32 protein-coding genes and 1 pseudogene are annotated in these 26,623 nt (G+C 33.8%); 25 read left to right on the top strand and 8 right to left on the bottom strand.

The genetic code is table 11. From position 1 onward, the window contains the following. Nucleotides 1–199 precede the first annotated feature (199 nt). The gene (locus tag AC1DS7_RS00980; protein ID WP_016101969.1) at nt 200–769 is read right to left on the bottom strand and encodes a hypothetical protein; all 570 of its coding nucleotides are present in this window, start codon (nt 767–769) and stop codon (nt 200–202) included. A gap of 600 nt (nt 770–1,369) precedes the next feature. On the opposite strand from AC1DS7_RS00980, the gene AC1DS7_RS00975 reads away from it, so the two are divergent. The 13 genes from AC1DS7_RS00975 (at nt 1,370) to AC1DS7_RS00915 (ending at nt 14,474) form a co-directional block, all read left to right on the top strand. Beyond that, a complete protein-coding gene (locus tag AC1DS7_RS00975; RefSeq protein WP_016101968.1) occupies nt 1,370–2,212 on the top strand; it encodes a metallophosphoesterase in 843 nt (280 codons plus the stop codon). 216 nt (nt 2,213–2,428) lie between these two features. Beyond that, complete coding sequence (locus tag AC1DS7_RS00970; RefSeq protein ID WP_016101967.1) at nt 2,429–2,680, top strand: hypothetical protein; 252 nt, start codon at nt 2,429–2,431, stop codon at nt 2,678–2,680. Nucleotides 2,681–2,864: 184 nt separating this feature from the next. Then, nucleotides 2,865–3,590: an ABC transporter ATP-binding protein gene (locus tag AC1DS7_RS00965; RefSeq protein ID WP_002032219.1), complete on the top strand. Its 726-nt coding sequence runs from the start codon at nt 2,865–2,867 to the stop codon at nt 3,588–3,590. Beyond that, on the top strand, nt 3,587–4,606 hold the full coding sequence (locus tag AC1DS7_RS00960) for an ABC transporter permease (protein WP_016101965.1): 1,020 nt from the start codon (nt 3,587–3,589) through the stop codon (nt 4,604–4,606). Before AC1DS7_RS00965 ends, AC1DS7_RS00960 begins: the two co-directional genes overlap by 4 nt. A 24-nt stretch (nt 4,607–4,630) precedes the next feature. Then, entirely contained in the window at nt 4,631–5,284 is a 654-nt protein-coding gene (locus AC1DS7_RS00955; RefSeq protein ID WP_016101964.1) for a TetR/AcrR family transcriptional regulator, read from the top strand. A 4-nt stretch (nt 5,285–5,288) separates the two neighbouring features. Next, the gene (locus AC1DS7_RS00950) at nt 5,289–6,257 is read left to right on the top strand and encodes a YbgA family protein (protein ID WP_002189662.1); all 969 of its coding nucleotides are present in this window, start codon (nt 5,289–5,291) and stop codon (nt 6,255–6,257) included. A gap of 216 nt (nt 6,258–6,473) precedes the next feature. Further along, the gene (locus AC1DS7_RS00945) at nt 6,474–7,619 is read left to right on the top strand and encodes an acyl-CoA dehydrogenase (RefSeq protein WP_002189664.1); all 1,146 of its coding nucleotides are present in this window, start codon (nt 6,474–6,476) and stop codon (nt 7,617–7,619) included. 15 nt (nt 7,620–7,634) lie between these two features. After that, complete coding sequence (locus tag AC1DS7_RS00940) at nt 7,635–8,972, top strand: acetyl-CoA carboxylase biotin carboxylase subunit (protein WP_016101963.1); 1,338 nt, start codon at nt 7,635–7,637, stop codon at nt 8,970–8,972. A 26-nt stretch (nt 8,973–8,998) separates the two neighbouring features. After that, the gene (locus AC1DS7_RS00935) at nt 8,999–9,214 is read left to right on the top strand and encodes an acetyl-CoA carboxylase biotin carboxyl carrier protein subunit (protein WP_001985297.1); all 216 of its coding nucleotides are present in this window, start codon (nt 8,999–9,001) and stop codon (nt 9,212–9,214) included. A gap of 21 nt (nt 9,215–9,235) precedes the next feature. After that, nucleotides 9,236–10,147, top strand: coding sequence for a hydroxymethylglutaryl-CoA lyase (gene mvaB, locus AC1DS7_RS00930; protein ID WP_002017011.1), 912 nt, complete (start codon nt 9,236–9,238; stop codon nt 10,145–10,147). A gap of 4 nt (nt 10,148–10,151) precedes the next feature. Continuing rightward, on the top strand, nt 10,152–10,940 hold the full coding sequence (locus AC1DS7_RS00925) for an enoyl-CoA hydratase (RefSeq protein ID WP_002017012.1): 789 nt from the start codon (nt 10,152–10,154) through the stop codon (nt 10,938–10,940). A gap of 2 nt (nt 10,941–10,942) precedes the next feature. Then, on the top strand, nt 10,943–12,484 hold the full coding sequence (locus AC1DS7_RS00920; RefSeq protein WP_002017014.1) for an acyl-CoA carboxylase subunit beta: 1,542 nt from the start codon (nt 10,943–10,945) through the stop codon (nt 12,482–12,484). A 49-nt stretch (nt 12,485–12,533) separates the two neighbouring features. After that, nucleotides 12,534–14,474 carry an AMP-binding protein gene (locus AC1DS7_RS00915; protein WP_016101962.1) on the top strand — a complete coding sequence of 647 codons (1,941 nt, stop codon included), beginning with the start codon at nt 12,534–12,536 and terminating at the stop codon, nt 14,472–14,474. A 443-nt stretch (nt 14,475–14,917) separates the two neighbouring features. On the opposite strand, the gene AC1DS7_RS00910 is transcribed toward AC1DS7_RS00915, so the two are convergent. Further along, nucleotides 14,918–15,115 carry a hypothetical protein gene (locus AC1DS7_RS00910; RefSeq protein ID WP_002189672.1) on the bottom strand — a complete coding sequence of 66 codons (198 nt, stop codon included), beginning with the start codon at nt 15,113–15,115 and terminating at the stop codon, nt 14,918–14,920. Between the two features lie 317 nt (nt 15,116–15,432). On the opposite strand from AC1DS7_RS00910, the gene AC1DS7_RS00905 reads away from it, so the two are divergent. Then, nucleotides 15,433–15,648 (top strand): hypothetical protein, encoded by a 216-nt coding sequence (locus AC1DS7_RS00905; RefSeq protein WP_002085442.1) that lies wholly within the window; start codon nt 15,433–15,435, stop codon nt 15,646–15,648. 45 nt (nt 15,649–15,693) lie between these two features. Next, the gene (locus AC1DS7_RS00900; protein ID WP_476998752.1) at nt 15,694–15,960 is read left to right on the top strand and encodes a hypothetical protein; all 267 of its coding nucleotides are present in this window, start codon (nt 15,694–15,696) and stop codon (nt 15,958–15,960) included. Nucleotides 15,961–15,977: 17 nt separating this feature from the next. On the opposite strand, the pseudogene AC1DS7_RS00895 reads toward AC1DS7_RS00900, so the two are convergent. Continuing rightward, a pseudogene (locus AC1DS7_RS00895) lies at nt 15,978–16,034 on the bottom strand (exosporium leader peptide-containing protein); the annotation flags it as partial. A gap of 197 nt (nt 16,035–16,231) precedes the next feature. Further along, nucleotides 16,232–16,600, bottom strand: a complete 369-nt coding sequence (locus AC1DS7_RS00890) for an FtsB family cell division protein (protein WP_002189674.1) — start codon at nt 16,598–16,600, stop codon at nt 16,232–16,234. A gap of 329 nt (nt 16,601–16,929) precedes the next feature. Between AC1DS7_RS00890 and AC1DS7_RS00885 the strand changes: the two genes are divergently transcribed. Continuing rightward, nucleotides 16,930–17,100: a hypothetical protein gene (locus tag AC1DS7_RS00885; RefSeq protein ID WP_016101959.1), complete on the top strand. Its 171-nt coding sequence runs from the start codon at nt 16,930–16,932 to the stop codon at nt 17,098–17,100. Nucleotides 17,101–17,264: 164 nt separating this feature from the next. Continuing rightward, complete coding sequence (locus AC1DS7_RS00880; protein WP_002127497.1) at nt 17,265–17,645, top strand: hypothetical protein; 381 nt, start codon at nt 17,265–17,267, stop codon at nt 17,643–17,645. A gap of 107 nt (nt 17,646–17,752) precedes the next feature. Here AC1DS7_RS00880 and AC1DS7_RS00875 read toward each other — a convergent pair whose 3' ends face one another. Then, complete coding sequence (locus tag AC1DS7_RS00875; RefSeq protein ID WP_016101958.1) at nt 17,753–18,022, bottom strand: hypothetical protein; 270 nt, start codon at nt 18,020–18,022, stop codon at nt 17,753–17,755. Nucleotides 18,023–18,516: 494 nt separating this feature from the next. Between AC1DS7_RS00875 and AC1DS7_RS00870 the strand changes: the two genes are divergently transcribed. The 4 genes from AC1DS7_RS00870 to AC1DS7_RS00855 all read left to right on the top strand — a co-directional run bounded on the left by AC1DS7_RS00870 (nt 18,517) and on the right by AC1DS7_RS00855 (nt 20,643). After that, nucleotides 18,517–18,873, top strand: a complete 357-nt coding sequence (locus tag AC1DS7_RS00870) for a hypothetical protein (RefSeq protein ID WP_002032241.1) — start codon at nt 18,517–18,519, stop codon at nt 18,871–18,873. Nucleotides 18,874–18,997: 124 nt separating this feature from the next. Beyond that, nucleotides 18,998–19,513 (top strand): GNAT family N-acetyltransferase, encoded by a 516-nt coding sequence (locus AC1DS7_RS00865; protein ID WP_215589041.1) that lies wholly within the window; start codon nt 18,998–19,000, stop codon nt 19,511–19,513. A gap of 46 nt (nt 19,514–19,559) precedes the next feature. After that, a complete protein-coding gene (locus AC1DS7_RS00860; protein ID WP_002192892.1) occupies nt 19,560–20,114 on the top strand; it encodes a nucleoside/nucleotide kinase family protein in 555 nt (184 codons plus the stop codon). A gap of 70 nt (nt 20,115–20,184) precedes the next feature. Then, nucleotides 20,185–20,643 (top strand): DinB family protein, encoded by a 459-nt coding sequence (locus tag AC1DS7_RS00855; RefSeq protein WP_215589042.1) that lies wholly within the window; start codon nt 20,185–20,187, stop codon nt 20,641–20,643. Between the two features lie 57 nt (nt 20,644–20,700). Here the strand turns inward: AC1DS7_RS00855 and AC1DS7_RS00850 are convergent, their stop codons facing one another. The 3 genes from AC1DS7_RS00850 to AC1DS7_RS00840 all read right to left on the bottom strand — a co-directional run bounded on the left by AC1DS7_RS00850 (nt 20,701) and on the right by AC1DS7_RS00840 (nt 23,741). Continuing rightward, nucleotides 20,701–21,717: a D-alanyl-D-alanine carboxypeptidase family protein gene (locus AC1DS7_RS00850; RefSeq protein ID WP_476998694.1), complete on the bottom strand. Its 1,017-nt coding sequence runs from the start codon at nt 21,715–21,717 to the stop codon at nt 20,701–20,703. Nucleotides 21,718–21,898: 181 nt separating this feature from the next. Beyond that, nucleotides 21,899–23,056 (bottom strand): sensor histidine kinase, encoded by a 1,158-nt coding sequence (locus AC1DS7_RS00845; protein ID WP_002085430.1) that lies wholly within the window; start codon nt 23,054–23,056, stop codon nt 21,899–21,901. Beyond that, nucleotides 23,046–23,741 (bottom strand): response regulator transcription factor, encoded by a 696-nt coding sequence (locus tag AC1DS7_RS00840; RefSeq protein ID WP_002016575.1) that lies wholly within the window; start codon nt 23,739–23,741, stop codon nt 23,046–23,048. The genes AC1DS7_RS00845 and AC1DS7_RS00840 overlap by 11 nt, the downstream gene beginning before the upstream one ends. 197 nt (nt 23,742–23,938) lie before the next feature. On the opposite strand from AC1DS7_RS00840, the gene yqeK reads away from it, so the two are divergent. Genes yqeK through AC1DS7_RS00820 form a run of 4 tightly spaced genes read left to right on the top strand, consistent with a single transcriptional unit; the run spans nt 23,939 to nt 26,622 of the window. Continuing rightward, nucleotides 23,939–24,547 carry a bis(5'-nucleosyl)-tetraphosphatase (symmetrical) YqeK gene (gene yqeK / locus AC1DS7_RS00835; protein WP_476998693.1) on the top strand — a complete coding sequence of 203 codons (609 nt, stop codon included), beginning with the start codon at nt 23,939–23,941 and terminating at the stop codon, nt 24,545–24,547. A 13-nt stretch (nt 24,548–24,560) separates the two neighbouring features. Next, entirely contained in the window at nt 24,561–25,235 is a 675-nt protein-coding gene (locus AC1DS7_RS00830; RefSeq protein WP_002141856.1) for a DUF3885 domain-containing protein, read from the top strand. Between the two features lie 24 nt (nt 25,236–25,259). Continuing rightward, nucleotides 25,260–25,970 (top strand): 5'-methylthioadenosine/S-adenosylhomocysteine nucleosidase, encoded by a 711-nt coding sequence (gene mtnN, locus AC1DS7_RS00825; protein WP_002032255.1) that lies wholly within the window; start codon nt 25,260–25,262, stop codon nt 25,968–25,970. A 16-nt stretch (nt 25,971–25,986) separates the two neighbouring features. Next, a complete protein-coding gene (locus tag AC1DS7_RS00820; protein ID WP_476998692.1) occupies nt 25,987–26,622 on the top strand; it encodes an SDR family oxidoreductase in 636 nt (211 codons plus the stop codon). The last annotated feature ends 1 nt before the right edge of the window (nt 26,623 follow it).

The raw sequence follows: 26,623 nt of genomic DNA, 5'->3' as shown, positions 1-26,623 counted from the left end.
GCTGTACTGTATACAAACAAAACAGAAGTCTTAAAAAAGACTTCTATTTTGTGACATATAATGAATGATAAGGTGGTTAACAAATCAAGATAATGTGACTTGAGTGGTAAAAATCTATTTATAGCTGTTTCAGAATTTTTTATAACAAGGTTACTTATGAAAAATGGGACTCTGTTAGGCTAACAAAAATTAAGAAATTCTACTCATTAAAACTTAAACTAACTACAGTTGCGATAGATTGGGCTGCATGTTCCCAGCTTCCATCTATCACTTTTCCAATCTGTTGACCAAGTGCATTTAAATCATTTGGATTAACTGGAATCCCATTATACGCAGCAAGAATTGATAAAAGTGGAGCGGCAAAAGGTGTCCAACCACCTCTATCAATATTAAATACAGGCTTATCTATTACCTTTCCATCTTGCACTGTAAACTCATAATAAAATTGATCATCTGGACGAAAACTTAAATGATGAGAAATTTGTCCCTTAACATATGTTTTACCGCCACCTAGATTTACTACTTCTATTTCTTTTACATTAAACTCATGCTCAAATACTTTTATTTTTTTGACTTCTGGACCATTTAAGGCAGCGTTAACCGCTGTTTCTAAATTATTTTGTGCAAATGGTTGAATACTCATTTGAGCTTCTTTTTGTTGGATAGGAGCCTCTTTTTCTGCAGCAAACACCGATGTAGTAGGTAGTGCACCTGTAGCTAATGTAGCTGCAAGCGCAGTCGTCATAATGACTTTTCTTTTCTTCTTCATAGTTTTCTTCCTCCTTTTAAGTTATGATATATAATCTTTTAAAGACTGACACGGGGCAATATTTTATTTCATAATGCACGCAAAAAACTAGTTTAAGAATTATGTGAAATTATGTCAGAAAATTAAAGTTAATTATATATGCACTTACAATGATAGCTATCTACACATGTTTTTTCAATTTTCTAACAAATAATACAGTAATACCTTTTCATAAGGCAATTTAGTGTTTCAATTCTCTCTTTGTACGCTTTAAACAAATTAAAATCGTAGTGGTAATAATATATTTGTAATCAAATGTCGTATATACTTCGAGAAAAGTACACAATATTTTTATAAAAAACTATAGGAATTATCATGATATAGTTATCAAACTAAGTAAGATAAATGTTAATATTATGAAGAGATTCCAGTGATCTGCTATAAAATTACTGAAAAATGAGCATGACATCATACACGCATGCGATTGAAAAATTTTATAAGTGGCGTATAAAACTATAACAAATACTACAAATCAATTAAAAAATTTCAGTTATTCTGAATGCGAAGGGCACGTAATATTTATTGTGAACTGTAGTACTGATCAAGATTTTAGGAGGAACTATGAACAAGAAGACTAAAAGAATCATATTAATTATTGGTATATTAGTAGGCATTAGTATCTTTTTATATTTACAAAACAATTTAATAAGTATAACTGAGGTTAAAATAACCTCTAGTAAAATTCCCTCTTCTTTTAAAGGATATAAAATACTACAAATTTCAGATTTACATGATAAAAAATTTGGTGATAATCAAGACGTTTTAATTCAAAAAGTAAAAAGCATAAATCCAGATATTATTGCTATTACGGGTGATTTAATAGACAGTAAATCGTACGATGCAGAAATTAGTATGCAAGTAATACGAGAACTTGTAAAGGAATATCCGGTATATTTTGTGACAGGAAATCATGAAAAATGGTCAGGAAAATATAACAGTTTAGAAAAAAAATTAAAGAAACAGCATGTCACTGTTTTAAGAAATGAACATGTAATAATACAAAAGGGAGGACACGAAATAAACTTGTTAGGAATTGATGATCCCGAATTTAATACTGGAGATATTGATGAAGGAAGTATTGTAAAAGATGCAATTGTAAAAGCAAAAATTGAGACGCAGCCAGATAGGTATAATGTATTATTATCCCATAGGCCTGAATTTTTAGAAGCATATGCTGATGAGCAAGTAGATTTAGTGTTATCGGGTCATGCACATGGGGGGCAAGTTCGGTTACCTTTTATCGGGGGATTAGTTGCTCCTAATCAAGGAATACTGCCCAAATATACAGCGGGTTTATATGAACAACAAAATACGTCTATGATAGTTAGTAGAGGATTAGGCAATAGTATCATTCCGCAAAGAGTTTTTAATAGACCTGAGATTGTAGTCGTGCAGTTAAATTAATCTGTACGGCTTTTTTGTTCAGGAGAATAATTTAAAGGTAGTTTTTCTTGAGTACAAGTTTCCATTACAATTTTGTTAAAATTTTTCAACGTTACATAAAGTAACAAAATTTGACCTATTGAGTTTGTTATAGTGTAAATAATSAAAAAACTTAAAAATTAGTCGAGTTAAAATAGTTATTATTAAGCAATATTAAAAATATAAAGGGGTGTACAAATGCATAAAGAATTTGAAATTGAAGAATATACGGCGATTGAGGAGCAAATTCATTATTATAGTACGTCTTTATTAGTAAGTCATCCTGAGCAAATTGTAAAATATTTAGAAAAACGGTTGGAAAAGTATGCAGAAACGTTACAATATGCACATTTATATCCGGAAACGATTATATTACCAATACAGCAAATAGTTATCGAATATTCTTTAGATGTTGCTAGAATTAGAAGGTATTTAAATTTAAAAACATAACAAAAATCGAATAATTTACAATGAAACAGAGTCGACTTTAAGAAAAGATATTCTAATGTCGACTCTGTTTCATTGATTTAGTAAATAACAGAAAAAATATATATTTGAAAAGTTTGACATATAATAATTCGAGAGTAAAATAAAAGTGAGTACTCACTCACTTTAAAGAAAAGGGGGATTTTTAGTGCAGCAACCTTCAATTATTTTACGAGATGTATCAAAAAGTTTTGGGAAAAAAGAAGTTTTGCATAACCTTTCGCTGCAAGTAGAAAAAGCAGAAATTTTTGGCTTGGTTGGACCTTCCGGATCAGGGAAAACAACACTCATTAAAATGATTGCAGGTATTAATGAGTCAACTACAGGGGATGTAATTGTTTTTAATACAAACATGCCTAATCTAAATGAAATGAAAAGAATTGGTTATATGGCTCAGGCTGATGCATTATACGAAGAACTATCGGCATATGAAAATGCAGATTTTATTGCAACGATGTATGGGTTAAAAGGTAAGCGTAAGAAAGAGAGAATCGTAGAAGTTTTTGAACTTGTGCAATTATCAGAGCATATGAAAAAGCAAGTACAGCATTTTTCAGGTGGAATGAAAAAACGTTTATCATTGGCGATAGCACTCCTTCATGAACCAGAAATATTAATTTTAGATGAGCCAACAGTTGGGATAGATCCTCTACTTCGAAAATCGATTTGGGAGAAGTTTTATGACCTTAAAAAGAAAGGAACAACTATTATTGTAACAACGCACATTATGGATGAAGCTGAGTTTTGCGAACGTCTAGGGCTAATTAGAGAAGGGAATTTAGTTGCGATTGGCACACCGGAGGAATTGAAAAAACAAACATCTTCTGGACGAATTGAAGATGTCTTTATGTTAGAAGGAGTGATTGAATCATGAGAGTTAATGGTGTAGTCATCCGTATCATTCGTCAATTTTTTCGAGATAAGCGTTCTTTAGCAATGATGTTTGGGGCACCAATGTTATTACTTTGGTTATTATCGCTAATATTTACACAAAAAGACTATATACCGCATATTGCTGTAGTCGATGTACCTGCTCCTATAGTAAAAGCAATGAAAAATCAAGAAGCATCAATTTATGAATATAGTAAAGACAAAGCAATTTCGGAATTAGAAAAGCAAAAGGTAGATGCAGTAATTCATTTAGAAAATGGAAAAATGAATCTTCTATTAGAAGGCAGTGATTCATCAAAAAACCGTGCGGTACTTCAAGTATTGCAAAAGAGTACAGAGAAGAATAATGTATCAATGATGAAGCCTGAAGTGGATTATTTACATGGCTCTAAAGACATTACGATGTTTGATGGGCTTGGTCCCGTATTAATTGGTTTCTTTACATTTTTCTTTGTATTTATATTGTCCGGAGTATCTTTTGTAAGAGAACGTTTAAGTGGTACATTAGAGAGATTATTGTCCACACCAGTGAGAAGATGGGAAATAGTTGTAGGATATATTATTGGTTTTGGAATCTTTGCATTTATACAATCTATTATAATTGTAAGTTTTTCAGTTTATATTTTAGATTTATATGTAGCTGGCTCAATATGGCTAACGCTACTTATAACATGTATGCTTTCTTTAACTGCACTAACATTAGGCACATTTTTATCGGCATACGCAAATAATGAATTTCAAATGATTCAATTTATACCGCTTGTTATCGTGCCACAAGTTTTCTTTTCTGGGTTGTTTCCAATGGAATCCATGAATACATGGTTACAAATGTTAGGTAAATTATTTCCACTCACATATGGTGCTGACGCTATGAGACAAGTAATGATTCGGAATCAAGGGTTTACAGAGATTGCATTAGATCTTACTGTATTACTACTTTTTTCACTATTATTTGCAGTAGGAAATGTATTTGCATTAAAGAAACATCGCAAAATATAATGATGATAAAAAGGAGCACAATAAATGAAGAAGGATTGGCTGGAAGAATTAGTTGCCGCAACGAATACTGATAAACGTAATGAACGTCAAATGCGTATATTAGAGGCAGCTGTTGATATGTTTGGAGAAAAAGGGTACGCCTCAACTTCAACGAGTGAAATTGCAAAGCGAGCTGGTGTAGCGGAAGGAACAATCTTCCGCTACTATAAAACGAAAAAAGATTTATTGTTTGCAGTCGTGATGCCGACCTTAACAAAGTTTGCTACACCATTTTTCGTACAAGCCTTTGCAAAAGAAATATTTAAAACAGAGTATGAATCGTATGAAGTGCTTTTAAGAGTAATAATTCAAAATAGATTTGAATTTGCTAAAAAGCACTTTCCAATGATAAAAATATTAATTCAAGAAGTACCATTTCAGCCAGAACTAAAAAGTGAAATACAACAATTAATAGAAACAGAACTGCTTGTACATTTTAAAAAGCTGATTGCTAAGTTTCAAGAAGAAGGGGAAATTATTGAACTTCCGCCTTCTTCTGTATTACGTCTTACTTTATCAGCTGTATTAGGGTTGCTCTTAACGAGGTTTTTATTATTGCCGGAAGAGAAATGGGACGATGAAGTGGAAATTGAAAATACGATTCAATTTATTTTGTATGGACTAACGCCACGGAGGTAATGTGATGCGACAATTTGCTAAACCGATAATTGTTGTAAGTAAATGTTTAGAATTTGATGCCTGTCGTTATAATGGAGAGATGGTTCCAGATTTAACAATTCGAAACTTGCAGCCATTTGTTACATTTATACCTGTATGTCCTGAAGTAGAAATTGGTTTAGGGACTCCTCGTGAAACGATACGTATTGTAGAAAAAAACGGTACGAATAGGCTTGTGCAACCGTCAACACGAGAAGACGTAACTGAAAAAATGGAGCAATTTTCAAATGAGTTTTTACAAACATTACCTGAAGTTGACGGTTTTATTTTGAAGAATCGTTCGCCAAGTTGCGGAACCCGTGATGTGAAAATCTATTCTGGTTTTGAAAAAGGACCAGTAAAAGGAAAAGGAACTGGATTATTTGGCGGAGCAGTAATAAAAAAATTTTCGCATCTTCCAATTGAAGAAGAAGGTAGATTGTCGAATTTTATTATTAGAGAGCATTTCTTTACAAGATTGTTTACAATCGCGCATTACAAAATGATTAAACATACTAAAAACATAAAAGAACTCGTAGCGTTTCAATCAGATTATAAGTATTTATTTATGGCATATAATCAGGTGAAACAAAAAGAATTAGGGCGTATTATTGCAAATCAAAAAAATGAAACAATTGAAGTCGTATTTGATAACTATGAGAAGACTTTATATAAATTATTTATTCGCGCGCCTCGCTATACATCGAATGTAAATGTATGTGAGCACATTTTCGGATATTTTAAAACAAAGCTAAAAAAACAAGAAAAAGATCATTTTTTAGAGCTGTTACAGAAGTATTCTGAAAAGAAAATCCCACTTAGTAGTTTACTTGTAATTTTAAAAACATGGGCCATTCGATTTGATGAAAAGTATTTATTAAGACAAACATATTTCGAACCATACCCTGAAGGGTTAGTAGAAATTTCTGATTCGGGAAAAGGTAGAGATTATTAAACAATAAATTACATAATTCGACACAAAACCTCCTATGTTGTTGTAGAACAATGTAGGAATTTTTTTGTGCATTGGTACAGAATCTGTTTTAAAATTAAGTTATGACAGAATTATAGCAATTGTCTAACTAATATTCGTGTCTTTTAAGAAGTAATGTTTGTAGTAGAAACTCGCACGCTGTCGAAACTCAATATTCGATAAGGGGTGTGTAGCGGAATGGAATTTACTCTAACTCGCGAAAAACAAATGATTAAAGAAATGGTACGTGATTTTGCTGAAAAGGAAATCGCACCGAAAGCTGTATATTATGACAAAACTGCGGAATTTCCATATGAAACATTTCAAAAAATGGGCGAACTAGGATTATTAGGTATCCCATTCCCGGAAGAGTATGGAGGTTCAGGTGGCGATACGTTATCGTACGCGTTAGCTGTTGAAGAGATTGGTCGTGCTTGTGGTGGAACAGGTTTAAGCTATGCTGCAACAATTTCATTAGGTGCTTCTCCAATTTATTATTTCGGTACAGAAGAACAAAAACAGAAATTTTTAGTTCCAATGGCGTCAGGTAAAACGTTAGGTGCTTTCGGATTAACGGAGCCAAATGCTGGATCTGATGCAGGGGGCACACAAACGAAAGCAATTTTAGATGGCGATGAATATGTTATTAGTGGTGAAAAGTGCTGGATTACAAACGCAGAGTATGCAAATACAATTATTGTAACCGCTATCAACGGTTTTGAAGACAATGGTAAAAAACGTATTTCTGCATTTATCGTACCGACTACTAGTGAAGGATTAACGATTTCAAGCCCTTACGATAAGATGGGTGTTCGTGCTTCTAATACTTGTGAAATCGTACTTGATGGTGTACGTGTACCGAAAGAAAATATTCTTGGTGATGTAAATAAAGGATTTAAACAATTCTTATATACACTTGATGGAGGACGTATTTCAATTGCAGCATTAGCAGTAGGTATTGCACAATCTGCATTTGAACGTGCATTGCAATATGCGAAAGAACGTCAACAATTTGGAAAATCGATTTCTAATTTCCAAGCGATTCAATTTAAATTGGCTGATATGGCGACTGAAGTAGAATTAGCGCGTAATTTAGTACATAAAGCAGCTTGGTTAAAAGATAACGATAAACCTTTCGGTAAAGAAGCGGCTATGGCAAAGTTGTTTGCATCTGAAGCTGCAAGTCGTATAGCAAATCATGCAGTACAAATTCATGGTGGATATGGCTATATGCGTGAATATGAAGTTGAACGATATATTCGTGATGCAAAACTTTTAGAAATTGGTGAAGGAACTTCTGAAATTCAACGTCTCGTAATTGCAAGACATTTAGGATGTAGATAAAAAGGAGGAGTCACTATGTTTCAAAAAATATTAATTGCTAATCGCGGGGAAATCGCAGTTCGCATTATGAAAACTTGTCAAAAACTTGGCATTCGTACCGTTGCTATTTATTCTGAGGCTGATGAAAATGCCCTTCATGTAAAATTGGCAAATGAAGCTTACTTAGTAGGCGGTCCGCGTGTCCAAGAAAGCTATTTAAACCTTGAAAAAATTATTGAAATAGCTAAGAAGACACATGCTGAAGCAATCCATCCGGGGTACGGATTATTATCAGAGAATCCATCTTTTCCGATTCGCTGTAAAGAAGAAGGAATCGTATTTATCGGTCCTTCAGAAGAAATCATTACTAAGATGGGAAGTAAAATTGAGTCACGTATAGCGATGCAAGCAGCAGATGTGCCAGTAGTTCCAGGCATTACTACAAATATTGAAACTGCTGAAGAAGCAATTGAAATTGCGAAACAAATTGGTTATCCATTAATGCTTAAGGCATCCGCGGGCGGCGGAGGCATTGGAATGCAGTTGATGGAAACTGAGCAAACGCTCACCAAAGCATTTGAAAGTAATAAAACAAGAGCGCAAAATTTCTTTGGTAACGGAGAAATGTATTTAGAGCGCTATATAGCAGATGCACATCATATTGAAATTCAGCTTTTAGCAGATACACATGGTAATACAGTGTATTTATGGGAACGCGAATGTTCAGTGCAGCGCCGAAATCAAAAAGTAATTGAAGAAGCACCTTCACCATTTTTAGATGAGGGTACACGAAAGGCTATGGGAGAAGTTGCTGTACAAGCTGCTAAAGCACTTGGTTATACAAATGCAGGTACAGTTGAGTTTCTTGTAGATGATCAAAAGAACTTTTATTTCTTAGAAATGAATACGAGATTACAAGTAGAACATCCAGTTACAGAAGAAATTACTGGGTTAGACTTAGTTGAACAACAATTACTTATCGCATATGGTGAGAAGCTATCATTTACACAGGATGATGTAAAACGTAGTGGTCATGCCATTGAGGCTCGTATTTACGCAGAAGATCCGAAAACATTCTTCCCATCACCTGGGAAAATTACAGATTTAACGTTACCGACAAATATACGTATTGATCACTTTTTGGAGAATCAAGTAACGATTACACCTTTCTATGATCCAATGATTGCGAAAGTAATCGCACATGGTGAAACTCGTGAAGAAGCGATTTCAAAATTAAAAATTGCTCTAGAAGAGTTAAAAGTAGAAGGTATTAAAACAAACACACCAATGTTACTGCAAGTACTCGGAGACGATGTGTTCAAAAGTGGTATTTATACAACGGGTTTTGTAACGAAACAACTTGTTAAAAAGTAAGATTTATGAATATTAAGGGGGAAAAAATGATGACGAAAGTATATGCATCGATGGCAGGAAATGTTTGGAAGATTGTTGTAGGAGTAGGAGATACAGTAGAGGAAGAGCAGGATGTCGTCATTTTGGAATCTATGAAAATGGAAATTCCAATCGTTTCAGAAGAAGCCGGAACTGTTATGAAAATTAACGTACAAGAAGGCGATTTTGTAAATGAAGGAGATGTATTACTAGAAATTGAATAGGGAGATATAGGGGGAAGCGAATTGAAACTACCTAATTTTGCTGTCATTAAAGAAGTCGGGCCACGTGATGGCTTACAGAATGAAAAAAAGATTGTTGGCACAAAAGATAAAGTAAAATGGATTCAACTACTTACAGAAGCGGGATTGTCGTACGTTGAAGTTTCCTCATTCGTTCACCCTAAATGGGTTCCTGCATTAGCAGATGCAAGTGATGTATTTTCTGAGCTAAAAAGGGATCCAAATGTTACATATGCAGCGCTTGTTCCAAATCAAAATGGTTTGGAACGAGCTTTTTTGCAAAATGTAGATGAGGTGAATGTTTTTTTATCAGCAAGTGAATCTCACAATAAAAGTAATATTAATAAATCTATTAAAGAAGCATTAGCTGTAATTGAAGATATAACAAAACAGGCAACGTTCGAAGGTAAAAAGGTACGAGGCTATGTTTCTACTGTATTTGGATGTCCTTATGAAGGGGATATAAGTGCCACAGCAGTTGACGAAATATGTAATCAACTATTTTCATACGGCATTTATGAAGTTTCTCTCGGTGACACGATTGGTGTAGCGAATCCATTACAAGTAGAACAAGTATTAGAACATCTATTAAAGAAGTATGATGCTTCGCAGTTTGCAATGCATTTTCATAATACGTATGGAATGGCTCTGGCGAATGTAGTTAAGTCTTTAGAATATGGTATTACAACGTTTGATAGTTCTTGTGGTGGACTCGGAGGATGTCCTTATGCACCAGGAGCATCAGGTAATGTTGCTACTGATGACTTAGTGCATATGCTCCATAAGCTGGGAGTCCAAACTAATATTGATGAAGAAAAGTTATTGAGAGCTAGTCAGTTTATTCAAAGTAAGTTGAATATCCAATTACCGAGTCATGTGTATAGAGCGCTTCAACATAAAACGATAAGTAGGTGAGAAGATGCTACAATTACAAAACATTTCAGTTGACTATGTTACACCGCACGTTGTAAAGATTTCGTTAAATCGTGAAAGACAAGCAAACTCATTATCTTTGGCATTATTAGAAGAATTACAAACTATATTAACTCAAATAAACGAAGAATCAAATACGCGCGTTGTTATTTTAACAGGGGATGGCGAAAAAGCATTTTGCGCTGGTGCTGATCTAAAAGAGCGTGCCAACATGAGTGAAGAACAAGTTCGCCATGCTGTGGGTATGATTCGTTCTACTATGGAGATGGTGGAACAATTACCACAACCAGTTATTGCTGCTATTAACGGAATCGCACTTGGTGGAGGTACTGAATTAAGCTTAGCTTGTGATTTTAGAATTGCTTCTGACACTGCGAGTCTAGGTCTTACTGAAACTTCTCTTGCAATTATACCTGGAGCAGGTGGTACGCAGCGTTTACCGAGATTAATTGGAGTCGGTAGAGCAAAAGAATTAATTTATACAGGAAGACGTATTTCGGCGCAAGAAGCGAAAGAATATGGTTTAGTAGAATTCGTAGTACCAGCTGATTTACTAGAAGAGAAAGCAATTGAAATTGCAGATCGAATTGCTAAAAATGGTCCAATTGCTGTTCGATTAGCAAAAGAAGCAATTTCAAATGGTATTCAAGTAGATTTACATACCGGCTTACAAATGGAAAAACAGGCGTATGAGGGCGTAATCCATACGAAAGATAGATTAGAAGGATTACAGGCATTCAAGGAAAAACGCAAACCAATGTATAAGGGGGAGTAAATATGTTAGATCAAAAACAACAATCTAATTCATTTGAAGAACGAGTTGAAACAATTAAGCAAGGCGGGGCACCGAAATATCATGAACAAAACAAAGCAAAAGGAAAACTTTTTGTTCGAGATCGTTTAGCTCTTTTATTCGATAATGGTGAATATGTGGAAGATGCATTATTTGCAAATTGTGAACAAACCGGGTTACCAGCTGACGGCGTTGTAACTGCAACTGGTAAAATACATGGTCGCACTGCGTGCGTAATGGCAAATGATTCAACTGTTAAGGCTGGATCATGGGGAGCACGTACAGTTGAAAAGATTTTGCGTATTCAAGAAACGGCTGAGAAATTACGTGTGCCGTTATTTTATTTAGTTGACTCCGCTGGGGCACGTATTACAGATCAAGTTGAAATGTTCCCTGGACGCCGCGGTGCGGGAAGAATTTTTTATAACCAAGTGAAATTATCTGGAAAAGTGCCACAAATTTGTTTATTATTTGGACCTTCAGCGGCTGGTGGTGCGTATATTCCAGCATTTTGTGACGTTGTTATGATGGTTGAAGGAAATGCTTCTATGTATTTAGGGTCTCCGCGTATGGCTGAAATGGTTATCGGTGAGAAGGTAACTTTAGAAGAAATGGGCGGAGCACGTATGCATTGCTCAGTATCAGGATGCGGAGATGTTTTATGTAAAACAGAAGAAGATGCAATTACGCAAGCAAGACAATATATTTCTTATTTTCCAAGTAACTATTTAGAAAAGACTCCTTTGATTACACCTCAAGAACCGAAACAGTTCGATAAAACGTTAGAAGAAATCATTCCAGAAAATCAAAATGCTCCTTTCAATATGAAAGATCTCATTAACAGAATTATTGATGAAGGTTCTTTCTTTGAAGTGAAAAAATTATTTGCTCAAGAACTAATTACAGGTTTAGCACGCATTGATGGTAAGCCAATTGGCATTATTGCAAATCAGCCGCGTATGAAGGGCGGCGTATTATTCCACGATTCAGCTGATAAAGCAGCGAAGTTTATAAATTTATGCGATGCATACCATATTCCATTATTATTCCTTGCAGATGTACCTGGATTTATGATTGGTACAAAAGTAGAACGTGCCGGAATTATTCGTCACGGTGCAAAAATGATCTCTGCAATGAGTGAAGCAACTGTACCGAAAATTTCTATCGTCGTTCGAAAAGCATATGGAGCTGGCTTATATGCAATGGCAGGTCCAGCGTTTGAACCAGATTGCTGCTTAGCATTACCAACAGCTTCTATTGCAGTAATGGGTCCAGAAGCAGCGGTTAATGCTGTATATGCAAATAAGATTGCAGCTTTACCAGAAGAAGAGCGTGCAAGCTTTATTGCTGAAAAACGAGAAGAGTATAAGAAAGATATTGATATTTACCGTTTAGCATCAGAGATGGTGATTGATGGTATTGTTCATCCAAATAATTTACGTGAAGAGTTAAAAGGACGATTCGAAATGTATATGAGCAAATATCAAGTATTCACGGATCGTAAACATCCTGTATATCCAGTTTAAAAGCCCTATTTAGGGCTTTCTTGCTCAAAAAATCAAGGAGGGGAAAACATTGAAACAAGCAGTTTGGTTTCCAGCAGAAGAATATAAAGAAAAAACGCGTTTATTTGGTTGGATGAAATCATTAGGCTATGAAGATTACGAAGCTTTTTATAATAAGTCAATTGAAGAAACAGCATGGTTTTGGGGAGAAGCTGAGAGAGCAGTTGGCTATCAGTGGATGAAACCATATACAGAAGTGTTAGATTTAGAAAATGGTACACCGTTTGCACAGTGGTATACTGAGGGAACTTGTAACGTTGTAGAATCTACTTTATCTCGCTGGCTTGCAGACGATAAAATGAAAACACAAGCAGCACTTATGTATGAAGGGGAAAACGGAACTTCAAAATCATTTACATATGAAGAGCTTGACAGCTGGGTAAGCCGTGTTGCCAACGGTTTGAAACATGCTGGTATTGAAAAAGGTGATCGTGTAACAATTTACATGCCAATGATTCCTGAAACAGTTGTTGCTATGTTAGCGGTAATGAAAATTGGAGCGATTATTTCACCAATATTCTCAGGTTTTGCTGCTGATGCAGTAATGACACGTGTACAAGCAGCTGGTTCAAAAATGGTTATTACCGCAGATGGATTTTCACGCCGTGGGAAAATTGTTTCATTAAAAGATGAAGTAGATAAAGCTTGTGAACATTGTCCAACTGTTGAAAAGGTGGTAATTGTTCGTCATGCAGGAAATGATTTTACACCGCATAATTATGATTTTTCATGGAGTACGTTAGAAAAAGAAAAACCATTTAGACATGCTGAAGAAATGAACAGTGATGATCCATTAATGCTTATATATACATCTGGAACGACTGGTAAGCCGAAGGGGACAGTACACACACATGCTGGTTTCCCGCTAAAATCTGCATTTGATGCAGGATTTGGAATGAATATAAAACAAGGCGACCGCGTATTATGGGTAACTGATATGGGCTGGATGATGGGACCATTTTTACTATTCGGCTCTTTAATTAATGGCGCAACAATGGTTATGTACGAAGGTGTTCCAGACTTCCCAGAAGCAGATCGCTTATGGGAGACAGTTGATAAATATGAAATTACTCATCTCGGTATTTCGCCAACGTTAATCCGTGCATTAATGGCAAAAGGTGATGAATATGTAAATAAACACTCGTTAAAGAGTTTAGAAGTATTCGCATCAACAGGAGAACCTTGGAATCCAAATCCGTGGATGTGGCTGTTTGAAACAGTTGGAAAAGGAAAGGTCCCGATCTGTAACTACTCAGGTGGAACTGAAATTTCTGGTGGGATTTTCGGTAATGTTCTTATAAAGCCAATTGCACCGATTAGTTTTAACGCATCTTTACCAGGAATGGCAGCAGTTGTACTTGATAATCAAGGTAAACCGATTCGTGATGAAGTCGGAGAACTATGTTTAGAAAAACCGTGGGTTGGTATGACGAAAAGTTTCTGGGAAGATGATGAACGTTATGTGAACACATACTGGTCACGTTTTGAAAATAAATGGGTTCATGGGGACTGGGTCATTTATGACGGTGAGCAATACATCATCACAGGACGTTCAGACGATACGCTAAATATTGCAGGGAAACGTATTGGTCCTGCTGAATATGAATCTATTCTTGTGAAACATAATGATGTAATAGAAGCAGCTGCAATTGGTGTACCTGACGATGTTAAAGGTGAGGTTTGTCATTGCTTTGTAGTATTACGAGACGGTGTAATATTTACAGCAGAATTAAAGAAAGAATTAATGAGTTTAGTAAACTCTCATATTGGTAAAGCTTTATGTCCAAAAGACATCCACGTTGTAGAAGATTTACCAAAAACACGAAATTCTAAAGTAATGCGACGTGTCATAAAAGCTGCTTACTTAGGAAAAGAATTAGGAGATTTATCGTCACTTGTAAATCCTGAAGTGGTACCCTTTATTCAAGGACTACAGTCTAGCAAACTATAAAATTAAGAATGAGCTCTATGTAAATAGAGCTCATTTTTAATGTTTACAAAAAGAAAAGAGAGAAAAAGTAAATTTGAAGTTAAAAAATCTACTATTAGTGTTAAGTATGTCTGTTTGTTTTTAGTTTTTATCAAAATAGGATACTGTCGCTGTCTATTCAATAGAGTGAATGAATTTTGTTAAGAATGAAAATTTAGTGAAGAAAAAAGTAATGAATAAAAGGAGAAATCCCTGGGGGACAGGGATTCAATAAGGGAGATATTATTGTCGTTCAATGTCGAAATTTGGCGTATCCGACAAATTAATATTATCACGAATTTTCAGGAGATTGTGATAGTGGATGTGTCAAAAATGTGTACGGGTTTCATATAAAAGTGTTATTTAAATAGGAAAAGGGAAAAGAATTAAGTTCACTCGTTCTTAAGATTTTTTCCCTTTTAAATTTACTGTTTGTTCGTTGTTCTATATACATCTGAAATTGGTAAATCTTCGCCATGTAAAGCTTGAGTACTGTCCTTTTTGTTTGAATTATGTGCCTCCTGAGAGGTTTCTTGCAGTTGTTCTTGGGCCTTACTAGGGGTATTCAGCGCATCTAATGACACAGAATCAAGTTGTTGACTTAATAAATCTTTTTTATCCATGTTATGTAGCTCCTTTTTGAACTTAGATATAAAAACAAAGTATTTTTAAATAGTTACGTGGGTATTATGTATCTTTGAATGGAATTATATACACAAACTATATTGAGAATTTAACTAATTATAAAAATTACTTGTGCTGACAAGCTTAAGAAATATAAAGATCATTAGTTCTTAATAAAAGCGTTATTTTAGTAGGGTGTTACGAAATTTCATTTGAAAGGAACATCCCAATGATAAAAAAGAGCACTGTAAATCAGTGCTCATCTTATTAGATATTGCTTAGTCCTTAAAAATAAAACCGTTACGGACAATTCACAATGGTAATAGTGACGCTAGCCATTGTTCCAGGAGAATCCAGAAGTGAAGCAGTAACGGTTACTGTTCCAGGCCCATTAGCGGCTAGAAATACAGCGGTAAAGTTACCTGAAGCATTGGTAATGACCGCAAGAGGAACCATGAAAGCAAGAGAAGGGTTACTAAATGAAAAACTGACCACTACTCCTGGAGTAGGACTACCGTTTACTAATACTTGACCCGAAAAAAATAAAGTATTATTTCCTTGAGTGGATACACATGCTGTGGTTTCGTTAGAAGTCAAGGTAATAGATGCAGGCCCAGCAGGAAGATTAAATCCAGTTGGTCCGGTTGGTCCGGTTGGTCCGGTTGGTCCGGTTGGTCCGGTTGGTCCGGTTGGTCCGGTTGGTCCGGTTGGTCCGGTTGGTCCAGTTGGTCCGGTTGGTCCGGTTGGTCCGGTTGGTCCGGTTGGTCCGGTTGGTCCAGTTGGTCCGGTTGGTCCAGTTGGTCCGGTTGATCCAGTAGAACCAGTAGGACCGGTAGGGAATTGAAAGGGTGGAACAGGTGGAAGTGTAGGTCCAATAGAACCCGGATTAAGTGCAGCAAAAGATAAAAACTCGTCCATTATATATCACCTCTAAAAATCGTATTACTAATAGTAAATGTAATGATAGAGCAAAGTGAAATGGACAAGTGGCTGTATTTTAATAAATTAAACAAAATAGTTATTTGATAGAAAGAGAGATTAGTATGATTACTTTAGAAATTAAATATAAAAAGGCGATTATCTTCATATCGCCTTTTGGATAATACAGTGTAATTTTATTCAGTTATTTGAAATATAGTTTCATTCGGTTTGGAAAATCCATACAGCTTCCTTGCGAATTTTAAAACTTCTTCTTCACTACCTGTTAAAACTTTAACATCATTTTTAAGGGTATGACCATCCTTCTTTAAAGAAGATAATTTTTGTTGCTCCGTATTAACCGTGATTTGTTTTTCTTTAATCATTTCTTGCTGGTTATTAAGAGAATATTGAAGGACAAAAATTATAGGTAATATAAAAGCTAAAGTAGTTATAATACGGCGTCTTGTTTTTTTATTATTACCTTGTTTGGTGTTAGCGTTCACTTGCTGTGAGGGTATCTTAGGATTTGATTGTTGTGATGATATTTTTGGGATGTTTCCCATTAAAATGCCTCCATTACTGATTGTAGAATTTAAACTGTTTAAAAGTATTATAAATGTTCAATGGGAATTTTAGAAGATAGTTTAATCTAGGTGAGTTTTGTAAAGTTTAAACAAAATCCTTATTTAAATAAAAGGAACCCCGATTGTCTGCGGGGCTCCTAAGGGTAATCGTCAAGTAATGACGTACTCGACTAGTTAACGATATCATGAATTTTTTGGTAAATATACTGGTAAATGCGTCCAAATTAATGAGAGCATTATTTGAAACAAAAACGCTATTTTAATAGGGAGGGGAATAATGATGATTCCATGGGACAAGCGAGTATACATTGTATCAAGGTGATCATTTTATTACAGAGGGGACAATTTTAGAGGTTAGTGAAAAGGCGAATAAATCATTATATTGGCGTTGGTGCATGTTAGCTCCAAGCTATGAAAAAGTGTGCGGTAATAGTACAAAGCGACTTCGGTTGATTCGGATAGATGATGATGAAGAATGATATAAAAATTTCATTTTGTAGAGAAATGAGATGATTAAGGATGGGCATAGAATATGCCATGTTTGTATTAAAAAAGAGCAGAATTTAGCCTATATAAAGATGTTGGAATTGTTCTAAAGGGGGGAATATCTGAAATATAAATAATTGAGGGGAGTGAACTAATAATGGAAACTAGTACTTTTTTAGGATTGTTTTGGGGATGGATAACGGTTATCGTATCGGGAATACTTTTCGTACGTCCATCGGTACTACGTGAATTGAAAAAATTAGTGGTTGAAGACAGAGGATTTGGTATTATGTATGGTTTTCTATCGATTTTCTTAGGGTTAGGTAGTGTAATCCTACATAATGTATGGGTATTCAACTGGCAGGGGTTCCTAACGGTTATTGCATGGCTTGCATTATTAAAGGGAATCTACATAATTGCATATCCTGAACCCTCCAAGAAAACAGACTTTGAATTAAGGGTACTATCTACACGTATAGCGCTCGCTATCATTGGCGCCTTGGCTTTATGGATGCTTATAGTAATCTATATAAAATAATCCTTTTCTAATAAGAACTATATTAAAATAAATCTCGACGTGTTCATTGACAAAAAGCTGACTATACTTAGTCAGCTTTTTGTATATTACATTCTAGTATTTATCGGTCACAAAAGACATGTTCTCTCTTTTAAGTCGATATTGAAAATGTTACCAATTTTTTCTTTTACAATGACAACAAATAAAGAAACATTTACAACGACACTTATTTCGTTTAGAACTCCAATCATTATCACAATGATTCTTTTCTTTAGATGTCCACCAATCATCATTACAATGCTTTTCCTTAGAACTCCAATCATCATCACAATGATTCTTTTCTTTAGATTTCCACCAGTCATCACAACAATGCTTTTTCTTAGAACTCCAGCAATCATTTTTCCAGGACATTCTTTTATACCTCCCTTCAATAGGATTCATACTATTCTATGTTTTAGTAAAAGAATGGCTTGTTTATTAACCTATTATTTTATCTTTATATGATAGAGTGCTTTCTACTAGATATAGAATTCATACAAACTATGCTAATTTTCAAGAGATAGTTGAGAGAACTACTGGTTATGATATTAATCAACAAACACTTGTTGAAGGAAACGTTAAGATTTTAAATAATACCTTATTTTGGAGTACGTTTTTCTGAATGTATATTTCACAATGGTAAAGGAAAAATACACCATATCACTGCGAACAAAGCCTATGTATATGTGAAGTAATAGGAAAAGGTGGTCCCTATTCAAGGAGCCGGCTTATTAAAAGTATAAATAATAAGGTTTAGTACAAGTGTTTGTTTTTTTGTTTCTATGCTTTTGTCTCGTACACTTTTAAGCTATTGGACATACTTTACTAGTAGAAAGGATTAGGGGGTGAGGTTTTGGGTTCTCGATTTAATAATTGTAGAAAAAAATGTACGTGTAAGCATGATGATTGTTGGGACATTTTTGAAGAGTGTAAAAAGGAAAAGAATGAGAAATGTGACAGCTCTTGTGTACAAGGAATTAGAGATGAGCTTAAAAAATTAATTAATAAAACAGTGCGAATTAACACTGAAGGACGTACTTATATAGGTACTGTTTCTTCGGTAACTTGCGATGTTGTTAAGCTAGCTGCTATTCCTGGTTCAGTTGCAGCAATTATATCTCTTTGTAAAATTGAAGCAATTTTACCACCTGCTACAACCGTTACTGATGAGTTTGATTTTAACGGTGTTGACGTAGCAAATAAAGATTAATTATGCTTTATTGATGCTAAGCCATTCTTATGAATGGCTTTTTATTTTGTTTAAAAGGGAATATATTTTTCATATAGAAATAAATTTGAAGGTGTATAAAAGGTTGTGTGAAAGGAGAATGAGAGTGATCAAGCTGAAACAATTTACAAGAACTGATTTCAAACAATTAATAAATTGGATTAATTCCGAAGAATTTTTAATACAATGGTCGGGAAATGCATTTACATATCCTTTAAATGAACAGCAATTAGAGAAATATACAGAAAGTGCAAACACACTGGCATTCAAAATAATAGATGAAGAGACTAAAGCAGTTATTGGTCATATTTCTCTTGGACAAATAGATAATATAAATAAGTCTGCTAGAATTGGAAAAGTGCTAGTTGGTAATACGAAAATGAGAGGGCGTTCTATAGGGAAACATATGATGAAAGCCGTACTCCGTATTGCTTTTGAAGAATTAAAACTACATAGAGTAACTCTTGGTGTTTATGACTTTAATAAGTCAGCTATTTCTTGTTACGAAAGAATAGGTTTTGTAAAAGAAGGTTTATTAAGAGAGTCAAAAAAAGTAGGAGAAACGTATTGGAATTTATGGGAAATGAGTATGTTAGAATATGAATGGAACAATAAAAAATAGTGTTTTATAATTATATTATGTTAATAAAAGGGGTTTGGTGGGAATCGTGAATAAAAAAACAAAAATAATTTCAATTGCAGCTGTTTCAGGGGGCGGTAAAACTACCATTACAGAAAGTTTAGCTCATGAGTTGAAAAAATCAAAGGCTCTATATTTTGATAGATATAAATTTGATAACTGTCCGGTTGATATTTGCAAATGGATTGATGATGGAGCTAATTACGATGAATGGGTACTAACACCATTAATTGCAGATATTCAGCATCTACTACAAAATAGTAATTTAGACTATATTATAGTAGATTATCCCTTTGCTTACTTAAATAGTGAAATGCGGGAATTAATAGATATAACTATATTTATTGACACCCCTTTAGATATTGCGATGGCTAGGAGGATTTTGCGTGACTTTACAGAAGATAAAATTAGTGAAATACATAATGATCTAAAACACTATATAACACATGCGAGAAAAGCTTATTTAGAGGCGATTAATACAGTAAAGCCGAATTCAGATATCGTTTTGGATGGATCTTTATGTGTAAATGAAATAGTTGTGCAAATAGTAGAGGAATTCAGTAGAAGAAATGTGATTTTGTAAAGTTGATTGAAAAATGAATCATATACGAATAGAACATTTATGGCTATATAAAAAAGTGGGGTGCTTCAATTTGAAAACGCTATTTTATTACAATTGGCAAGTAAGAGATGATTGGTTTAAATGGTGTGAACAACTTACAGAGGTAGAATTGCTTCGCAAACGTGTTGGAGGTGTTGGGAGTATTTTAGAAACACTTTTCCATATTGTAGATGTTGAGTATAGCTGGATTAGTGCGCTTCAAGAAAAAGAGGATAACGAACCACAGTTTAAAGATTATCAATCAATCAAAAAAGTGAAAGCGCTATCTGATTCATATCGACGAGAATTAGAAGAGTTTTTGCAAATATGGTCTGGTGACCTAGAATATAAGATATTAAAAGCTTCGTGGACAGACAAAATATATACATACGGAGAAGTGTTACGACATGTAATTGTGCATGAAATTCATCACATTGGCCAGCTATCTATATGGGCGAGAGAACTAAATCTTCAGCCTGTTTCAGCAAATTTAATTGGAAGGGGATTATAAATTTAGAGGCCGACTTGCATTTGTATTGCAAGTCGGTTTTTATATTAAAGAGAATTTTTAGTTAAAATCCTCGGCTTTTTTTTGACGTATATATAAAAACATTAAGATTGTAATGATGAAAAAGATCATAATCGTTTGTATGATTAAATTTTTAAACTGAAACAATATTGTCCAAGATGTAACAGCATCTTTAAAAGCTTGGAGTGCAGAGTACGAGGAAGGATCAAAACCGTACTGAAGTAACTTTTTTGTTTCAATAAAAGTACTGTTTTCATCACCGGCGTCTAATATTACTGAAATAAGTCTAGTATCTCCTCGTGTGGCTGTACTGACAAAACTATAATTACCATTAGTTGAAAAACTAGTTTGTAAGCCGTCAACACCTTGGAGTTTAATGTTTTTATTAAGGGAATATATCATTTTATTTGTATTGAAAACTTTTGAATCTTTGAAGGTAAATTGGTAAGAGGTTAGTTTCGTAACAGTCAATACATCTGGAAAGTCTTTTACTAATTGTGTTGCTAGTTTAGCGACATCTATCGATGTTGTAGTTGATTGTTTATTCGTATCGTTATTAATTCCAGTAGCATTTAGAAACGGGGATGGTTGTGATAACTTTAGTTGTTTTGCTTTGTCATTCATTAAAAGTGTAAAGTTATCTTCGTTTCCAGCAATGTGTTCTGCAAGGGCAAGTGCGGAACGATTATTCCCTGTCAAAAACAATGCATGAAGTAAATCACGAACCGTCGTTTTATCTTTCGAAGTTACTTGTACAGGACTCGTTTCTGCTCGGAAAACTTCGTTACTTATTTTTACTAATTCATCTAACTGTATTTTCCCTTCATTCAGTTGTTCCAGTGCGATATACTCTGTCATTAATTTAGATAAAGTAGCTGATTGTATAGGAGTTTCTTCATTTTTTTTATAAACAATCTCACCAGAATTAGTATCTATTAAAATAGCTGATTTAGCTTGAATAATTGGACCATTTACATAAAGATAAAAATATAAAAAGATAAGTGCAGTAATAAGAAAAGATAATAATAAAACTGTTATTTTTTTCAAGAATTGCATTAGCGATCCTCCTAATATTACATCAATAATATTATTGTAAAAAGGAATGCTTAATTAGGAAGAAAGAAAAGGTAAAGAATTTCTAAAGAATTATAAAGGATTATTAAATTTTGGATATTAATGGAATGTAAAAGGTTCAATTTCTTATATGATAAAAAATTGAACCTATAAATATGTGGTATTAAGCTTTATAAGGGAGTAATTTTACAGTGAAAGTTGTTTTTTTATCATCGCTATATACTTCAATTGTTCCTTTATGCAATTCAACAATACTTTTTGCAATTGCTAATCCGAGCCCAGATCCACCAGTGTTTGTTGAACGTGATTTTTCAACACGATAAAAACGTTCAAAAATATGAGGTAAATCAGTACTAGGGATAGGTTGTCCGTAATTTGTTATATCAATTGTAATCATGTTATTGCTTTCGTAAGCGGTAATATCAATATGATCTCCATCATTTCCATAAGTAATAGCGTTTATGATTAGATTTTCAAACACACGTACTAATTTATCCCCATCAGCTAGTACCATTAGCTTTTGAGATGGGAAAGAAGGGCGACATTCAATATTAGCTTCTTGAAGCTGTATCCGAAATTGGACAGTTAATTGTCCAAGCAATTCTACAATATCAATGGGAGCAGAATATAAACTTAACTCTTTATTTTGAACACGTGTATATTCAAACAAGTCATTCATTAATGCATTAAGACGGGTTACTTTATCGTAAATGACTTGAATATAGTATCGTAATTCTACTTCATCTCTATAATTATCATGATGGATTAAATTTACGTATCCAACTATAGATGTAAGAGGGGTTCGTAAGTCATGTGATACATTTGTAATAAGTTCGCTTTTTGCTTGTTCTGCCTGTCTTTCTTCATCAATCGAAACTTTTAATTGCTCAATAATTTGATTGACCCCAGTTGCCAGTTCTTCTAAATAATTATGGTGTACGATGGAAACTTTATGATTAAAGTTTCCACTTGCAATATACCGAATCTCTTCAATCATTTTTTTTATACAAGTTTCATAGTAAACCTTTCTTTCATGACGATAAAAAATGTATAAATAGGATGAGAAAATAGAAAATAAAAACAAATAAGATACAATCATCATCCATAAAGACTCTTTTAATCCAATATATTTTTCATGGCCAAAAATTCTAATGAATTCTTTTCCTAGTTCGCTTAGAGTAAGTGAACTCTCAATTACACTCGTTACGAGGCGAAATATAATTAATTCGGTAATTGGTGTAAGAGTGATAGCTAATAAAAGCCAAAAAATAAGCTTCCACTTTGGTATATCTTTTAATATATCAAATGCTTCATTTCTCAATTTTATATCCTACTCCCCAAACCGTATGAATTAGTTTTTCACCATTCATTACGGTTTCAAGTTTATCGCGTAAATTACTAATATGGACCATTACCGTTTTATTAGAACCATAACCGTCTTCATTCCAAACTCGTTCGAATATCTCTTCAGAGCTAAATACTCTTCCAGTATTACTCGCTAGTAAATATAAAATATCAAATTCGATAGAGGTGAGTTTAATATATTCTCCATTTACTTTAACAGTATGATTATGTTTATGTATTTCAACAGAACGAATACGAATAATACCATCTTCATTCTTTTGGGAAGTAGCATTTTGGAAAGAGGATCTTCGTAATAAAGCTTTCACTCTAGCCACTAATTCTAGTGGATTAAACGGTTTAATCATATAATCATCTGCGCCGGTCATAAGTCCTAAAATTTTATCCATATCTTCAGCCTTTGCACTAAGCATAAGGATAGGTACAGTATTATTTTCACGCACTTCTTGACAAACTTCCAATCCGTTTCGTTTTGGCATCATAATATCTAAAAGCATAAGGTCAACTTCATATGTACATATCATTTGTAATGCTTCATCACCATCATAAGCTTTATAAATGTTATAGCCTTCATTTCGTAAATAAACAGCCAGTAATTCTACAATATCTTTATCATCATCAATAATTAATATGTTTTTATTCATTTTATAGTTAGTTCCTTTCCTTACAATTAATCAACATTACTATAATATCAAACATTTATGTATTTTGTAGTAATGTTTCTACATAAAATTTCATGTATCGTATTAAAAAGGAATTAAAACATTCATAACGAATATAAAATAAGAAGGATATTTAAACTCCACATTATACTGAAAGATAGTTATAAGGGGGACTTGCTATGTTATATAATGATATATATTCATTTACTTCAACTGGAAAAATAGAAAATGATATTAAAGCTTTTCTATTAAAATACAATAAAGAATTTACATATAAACATTCAATTCGTGTGGCAAATGAGGCGAGAAAAATTGCAAAAATATTTTATGAAGATGAAGAAAAAGCAGCGATTGCAGGGTGTTTACATGATATTAGTGCAATCTTTCCGAATGAGGAGCGGATTGCAGTTGCTGAAGAATTTGGCATAGAAATATTACAAGAAGAACGAGAATTTCCAATGATTATTCATCAAAAATTATCGAGAGTAATTGCAAAAGAGGTATTTAAAGTAGAAGATAAAGAAGTTTTAAATGCTATCTGTTGCCACACTACGTTGCATAAACATGCAACGAAGATGGATTTAGTATTATTTATTGCTGATAAATTAGAATGGGATCAAATAGGGACACCGTCATATTTAATTGAGGTAAAAAAAGGATTGGAAAAATCTTTGGAACATGCTGCTTTTGTATATATTTCATATTTGTGGGAAAGAAAAGATACATTAAAAGTCATACATCCGTGGCTAGAAGAAGCATATTGGCATTTAAAAGAAATTGTAGAGTAGAAAGGGTATGAAAATGCAATTTAAAGAATATATGAATCAAACATTTCCAGGAGTTACGTTAGTACCGTACATATACTCTCAGTGGGAAAATCATCTTCATTTTGATTTTGGGAAAGATAAATATCAATTCAAAGAAGATGGTAACACGTATAATATGGAATATTTCACACAACTATATAGGTATAATAAAAATCTATTTAAAGATATATTTTCAAAAGAAGATACCGTCTTTTTAATCACAAATGTTTATCGATTTAAACAGGAAAATATAAAAAATCTGCAGAAAATAAATGTATACAATAGATTTATTAAAAAGAGCGGTTTAAAGTTTCATATTAGACAAGAAACATTACCTTTTCTATTTGAAGATGAAGAAGCTGACTTATATTGTACATATCAATTTTCTTTAAAATGTCTTGCTGAAGATATTAAATATGAACCGCTTATTCAAGCAGCTAATCATGAAGATTTCCCTGACCTATGTCCACGTCTAGGGCGAAAAAAAGAAATTTCATATCCAGATGTATTTTTTATAAATGTAACAAAGGATATTATCATGTTTATTTATGGTGATAGAGGATGTGAAGTAATTGCGAAGAATAAAGAAAAGATACGGGATTTATATGAGAAGTATAAAGAGTGGATACCAGAATATGAACGAGAGAGTATAGATGACTTATTTACATGAAAATAGGAGGAAGTGAAGTGTGTAATGAAAAGGATCGCAATTGTATCTGCATGGGAACCAGAGCTTACGTATTTGCATCAACATTATCCAAGTGAGCGTGTAGAAAAAATAGCAGCTTGGGAATTTCATTTTCATTCTATTAATGAATTAGAAGTTATTTCAGTTGTAACTGGTGTCGGTAAAGTAAGTTGTGCTAGTTGTGTACAACTATTAATAAGTGAATTCCAGCCAGACCAGTTATTTATGACAGGGATTTGCGGGAGTTTATCAGATAAGGTGAAAAATGGACACATCGTTGTAGCTCTTAATACTTTGCAGCATGATGTTACTGCGGCTGGTTCAGGAGAAGATAGTTTTAATCTATATGATGGTAGAACAGCACCTATTGAAACAACTAAATCACTCGTAAAACGAATGAAGAAATTGCGTTCGTATGACCCGGTCCATTTTGGTACATTTCTATCTGGAGATCAACGTATTCGAAGTTCAGAAATGAGGTATTTACTTCATACTGTATACGGTGCTTTAGCCGTTGATCAAGAAGTGGCAGCATTTGCTTATGTATGTCGTGTAAATAACAAACCATTTCTATGTTTAAAAGCTGCCTCAGATCAAGCGAATGACAAAACGAAAGAAGAACAAAAGGTTTTTAAAATGTTAGCATGTGAACGAGCGTGTGAGCATTTAATTACTTTTTTACGTGTTTATGAGATTACTGTAGTTAACAATGTATAGTAAGAGGAGTATAGTGATGAAAGCTACAAATAAAATAGCGATTCTTGGTGCGAATGGAAAAGTCGGAAAATACCTCGTAAATCAAGCGTTAGAAAAGGGCTATCAAGTACGAATATTAACGAGAAATTCTAAAAATATGACGATAACTAATGAAAATATAGAGACTATCCGTGGGGATGCCCGCGATTTTTCAGTCATACAGGAATTACTTCAAGGGTGTAAAGCTGTGATTAATGCGGTGGGTCAGCCGAAAAATGAACCTTATATTTTTAGTACAGTTACGAAGCATATTTTAAAAGTAATGAAGGAATATGAAATGAAGCGCTATATTCTTATTTCTGGAGGCTCCTTAAATGTAAAAGGAGATCAGAAGGGAATTGCAAATAAAATAGGGGCTAATTTGTTTCGATTATTTCTTCCAAAGATGATGCAGGATAAATATAAAGAATTGCAAATTATACAAAGTAGTGAAATAGATTGGACAATTGTTAGATTACCATTTGTTATAGAGAGAAATGGGATTGGTGATATTAAAGAGAGTTTAGTAGATATGCCAGGAATCAAAATTCAAAATGGGGATATTGCACCGTTTGTAGTAAAACAAATTAATAGTGAAAGATATATAGGAAAGTGTCCGCTCATTTCAAATTAAG

It is taken from the genome of Bacillus sp. P4_E1 (assembly GCF_056401715.1).
The sequence above is the reverse complement of the archived record's forward strand: the minus strand, read 5'-3'. Positions and strand labels throughout refer to the sequence as shown.

Coding starts and splice junctions, on each gene's coding strand:
- AC1DS7_RS00980 (WP_016101969.1), bottom strand. CDS start 769: ATGAAGAAGAAAAGAAAAGTCATTATGACGACTGCGCTTGCAGCTACA.
- AC1DS7_RS00975 (WP_016101968.1), top strand. CDS start 1,370: ATGAACAAGAAGACTAAAAGAATCATATTAATTATTGGTATATTAGTA.
- AC1DS7_RS00970 (WP_016101967.1), top strand. CDS start 2,429: ATGCATAAAGAATTTGAAATTGAAGAATATACGGCGATTGAGGAGCAA.
- AC1DS7_RS00960 (WP_016101965.1), top strand. CDS start 3,587: ATGAGAGTTAATGGTGTAGTCATCCGTATCATTCGTCAATTTTTTCGA.
- AC1DS7_RS00955 (WP_016101964.1), top strand. CDS start 4,631: ATGAAGAAGGATTGGCTGGAAGAATTAGTTGCCGCAACGAATACTGAT.
- AC1DS7_RS00950 (WP_002189662.1), top strand. CDS start 5,289: ATGCGACAATTTGCTAAACCGATAATTGTTGTAAGTAAATGTTTAGAA.
- AC1DS7_RS00945 (WP_002189664.1), top strand. CDS start 6,474: ATGGAATTTACTCTAACTCGCGAAAAACAAATGATTAAAGAAATGGTA.
- AC1DS7_RS00940 (WP_016101963.1), top strand. CDS start 7,635: ATGTTTCAAAAAATATTAATTGCTAATCGCGGGGAAATCGCAGTTCGC.
- AC1DS7_RS00935 (WP_001985297.1), top strand. CDS start 8,999: ATGATGACGAAAGTATATGCATCGATGGCAGGAAATGTTTGGAAGATT.
- AC1DS7_RS00925 (WP_002017012.1), top strand. CDS start 10,152: ATGCTACAATTACAAAACATTTCAGTTGACTATGTTACACCGCACGTT.
- AC1DS7_RS00920 (WP_002017014.1), top strand. CDS start 10,943: ATGTTAGATCAAAAACAACAATCTAATTCATTTGAAGAACGAGTTGAA.
- AC1DS7_RS00910 (WP_002189672.1), bottom strand. CDS start 15,115: ATGGATAAAAAAGATTTATTAAGTCAACAACTTGATTCTGTGTCATTA.
- AC1DS7_RS00905 (WP_002085442.1), top strand. CDS start 15,433: ATGGTAATAGTGACGCTAGCCATTGTTCCAGGAGAATCCAGAAGTGAA.
- AC1DS7_RS00890 (WP_002189674.1), bottom strand. CDS start 16,600: ATGGGAAACATCCCAAAAATATCATCACAACAATCAAATCCTAAGATA.
- AC1DS7_RS00880 (WP_002127497.1), top strand. CDS start 17,265: ATGGAAACTAGTACTTTTTTAGGATTGTTTTGGGGATGGATAACGGTT.
- AC1DS7_RS00875 (WP_016101958.1), bottom strand. CDS start 18,022: ATGATTGCTGGAGTTCTAAGAAAAAGCATTGTTGTGATGACTGGTGGA.
- AC1DS7_RS00850 (WP_476998694.1), bottom strand. CDS start 21,717: ATGCAATTCTTGAAAAAAATAACAGTTTTATTATTATCTTTTCTTATT.
- AC1DS7_RS00840 (WP_002016575.1), bottom strand. CDS start 23,741: ATGAATAAAAACATATTAATTATTGATGATGATAAAGATATTGTAGAA.
- yqeK (WP_476998693.1), top strand. CDS start 23,939: ATGTTATATAATGATATATATTCATTTACTTCAACTGGAAAAATAGAA.
- AC1DS7_RS00830 (WP_002141856.1), top strand. CDS start 24,561: ATGCAATTTAAAGAATATATGAATCAAACATTTCCAGGAGTTACGTTA.
- mtnN (WP_002032255.1), top strand. CDS start 25,260: ATGAAAAGGATCGCAATTGTATCTGCATGGGAACCAGAGCTTACGTAT.
- AC1DS7_RS00820 (WP_476998692.1), top strand. CDS start 25,987: ATGAAAGCTACAAATAAAATAGCGATTCTTGGTGCGAATGGAAAAGTC.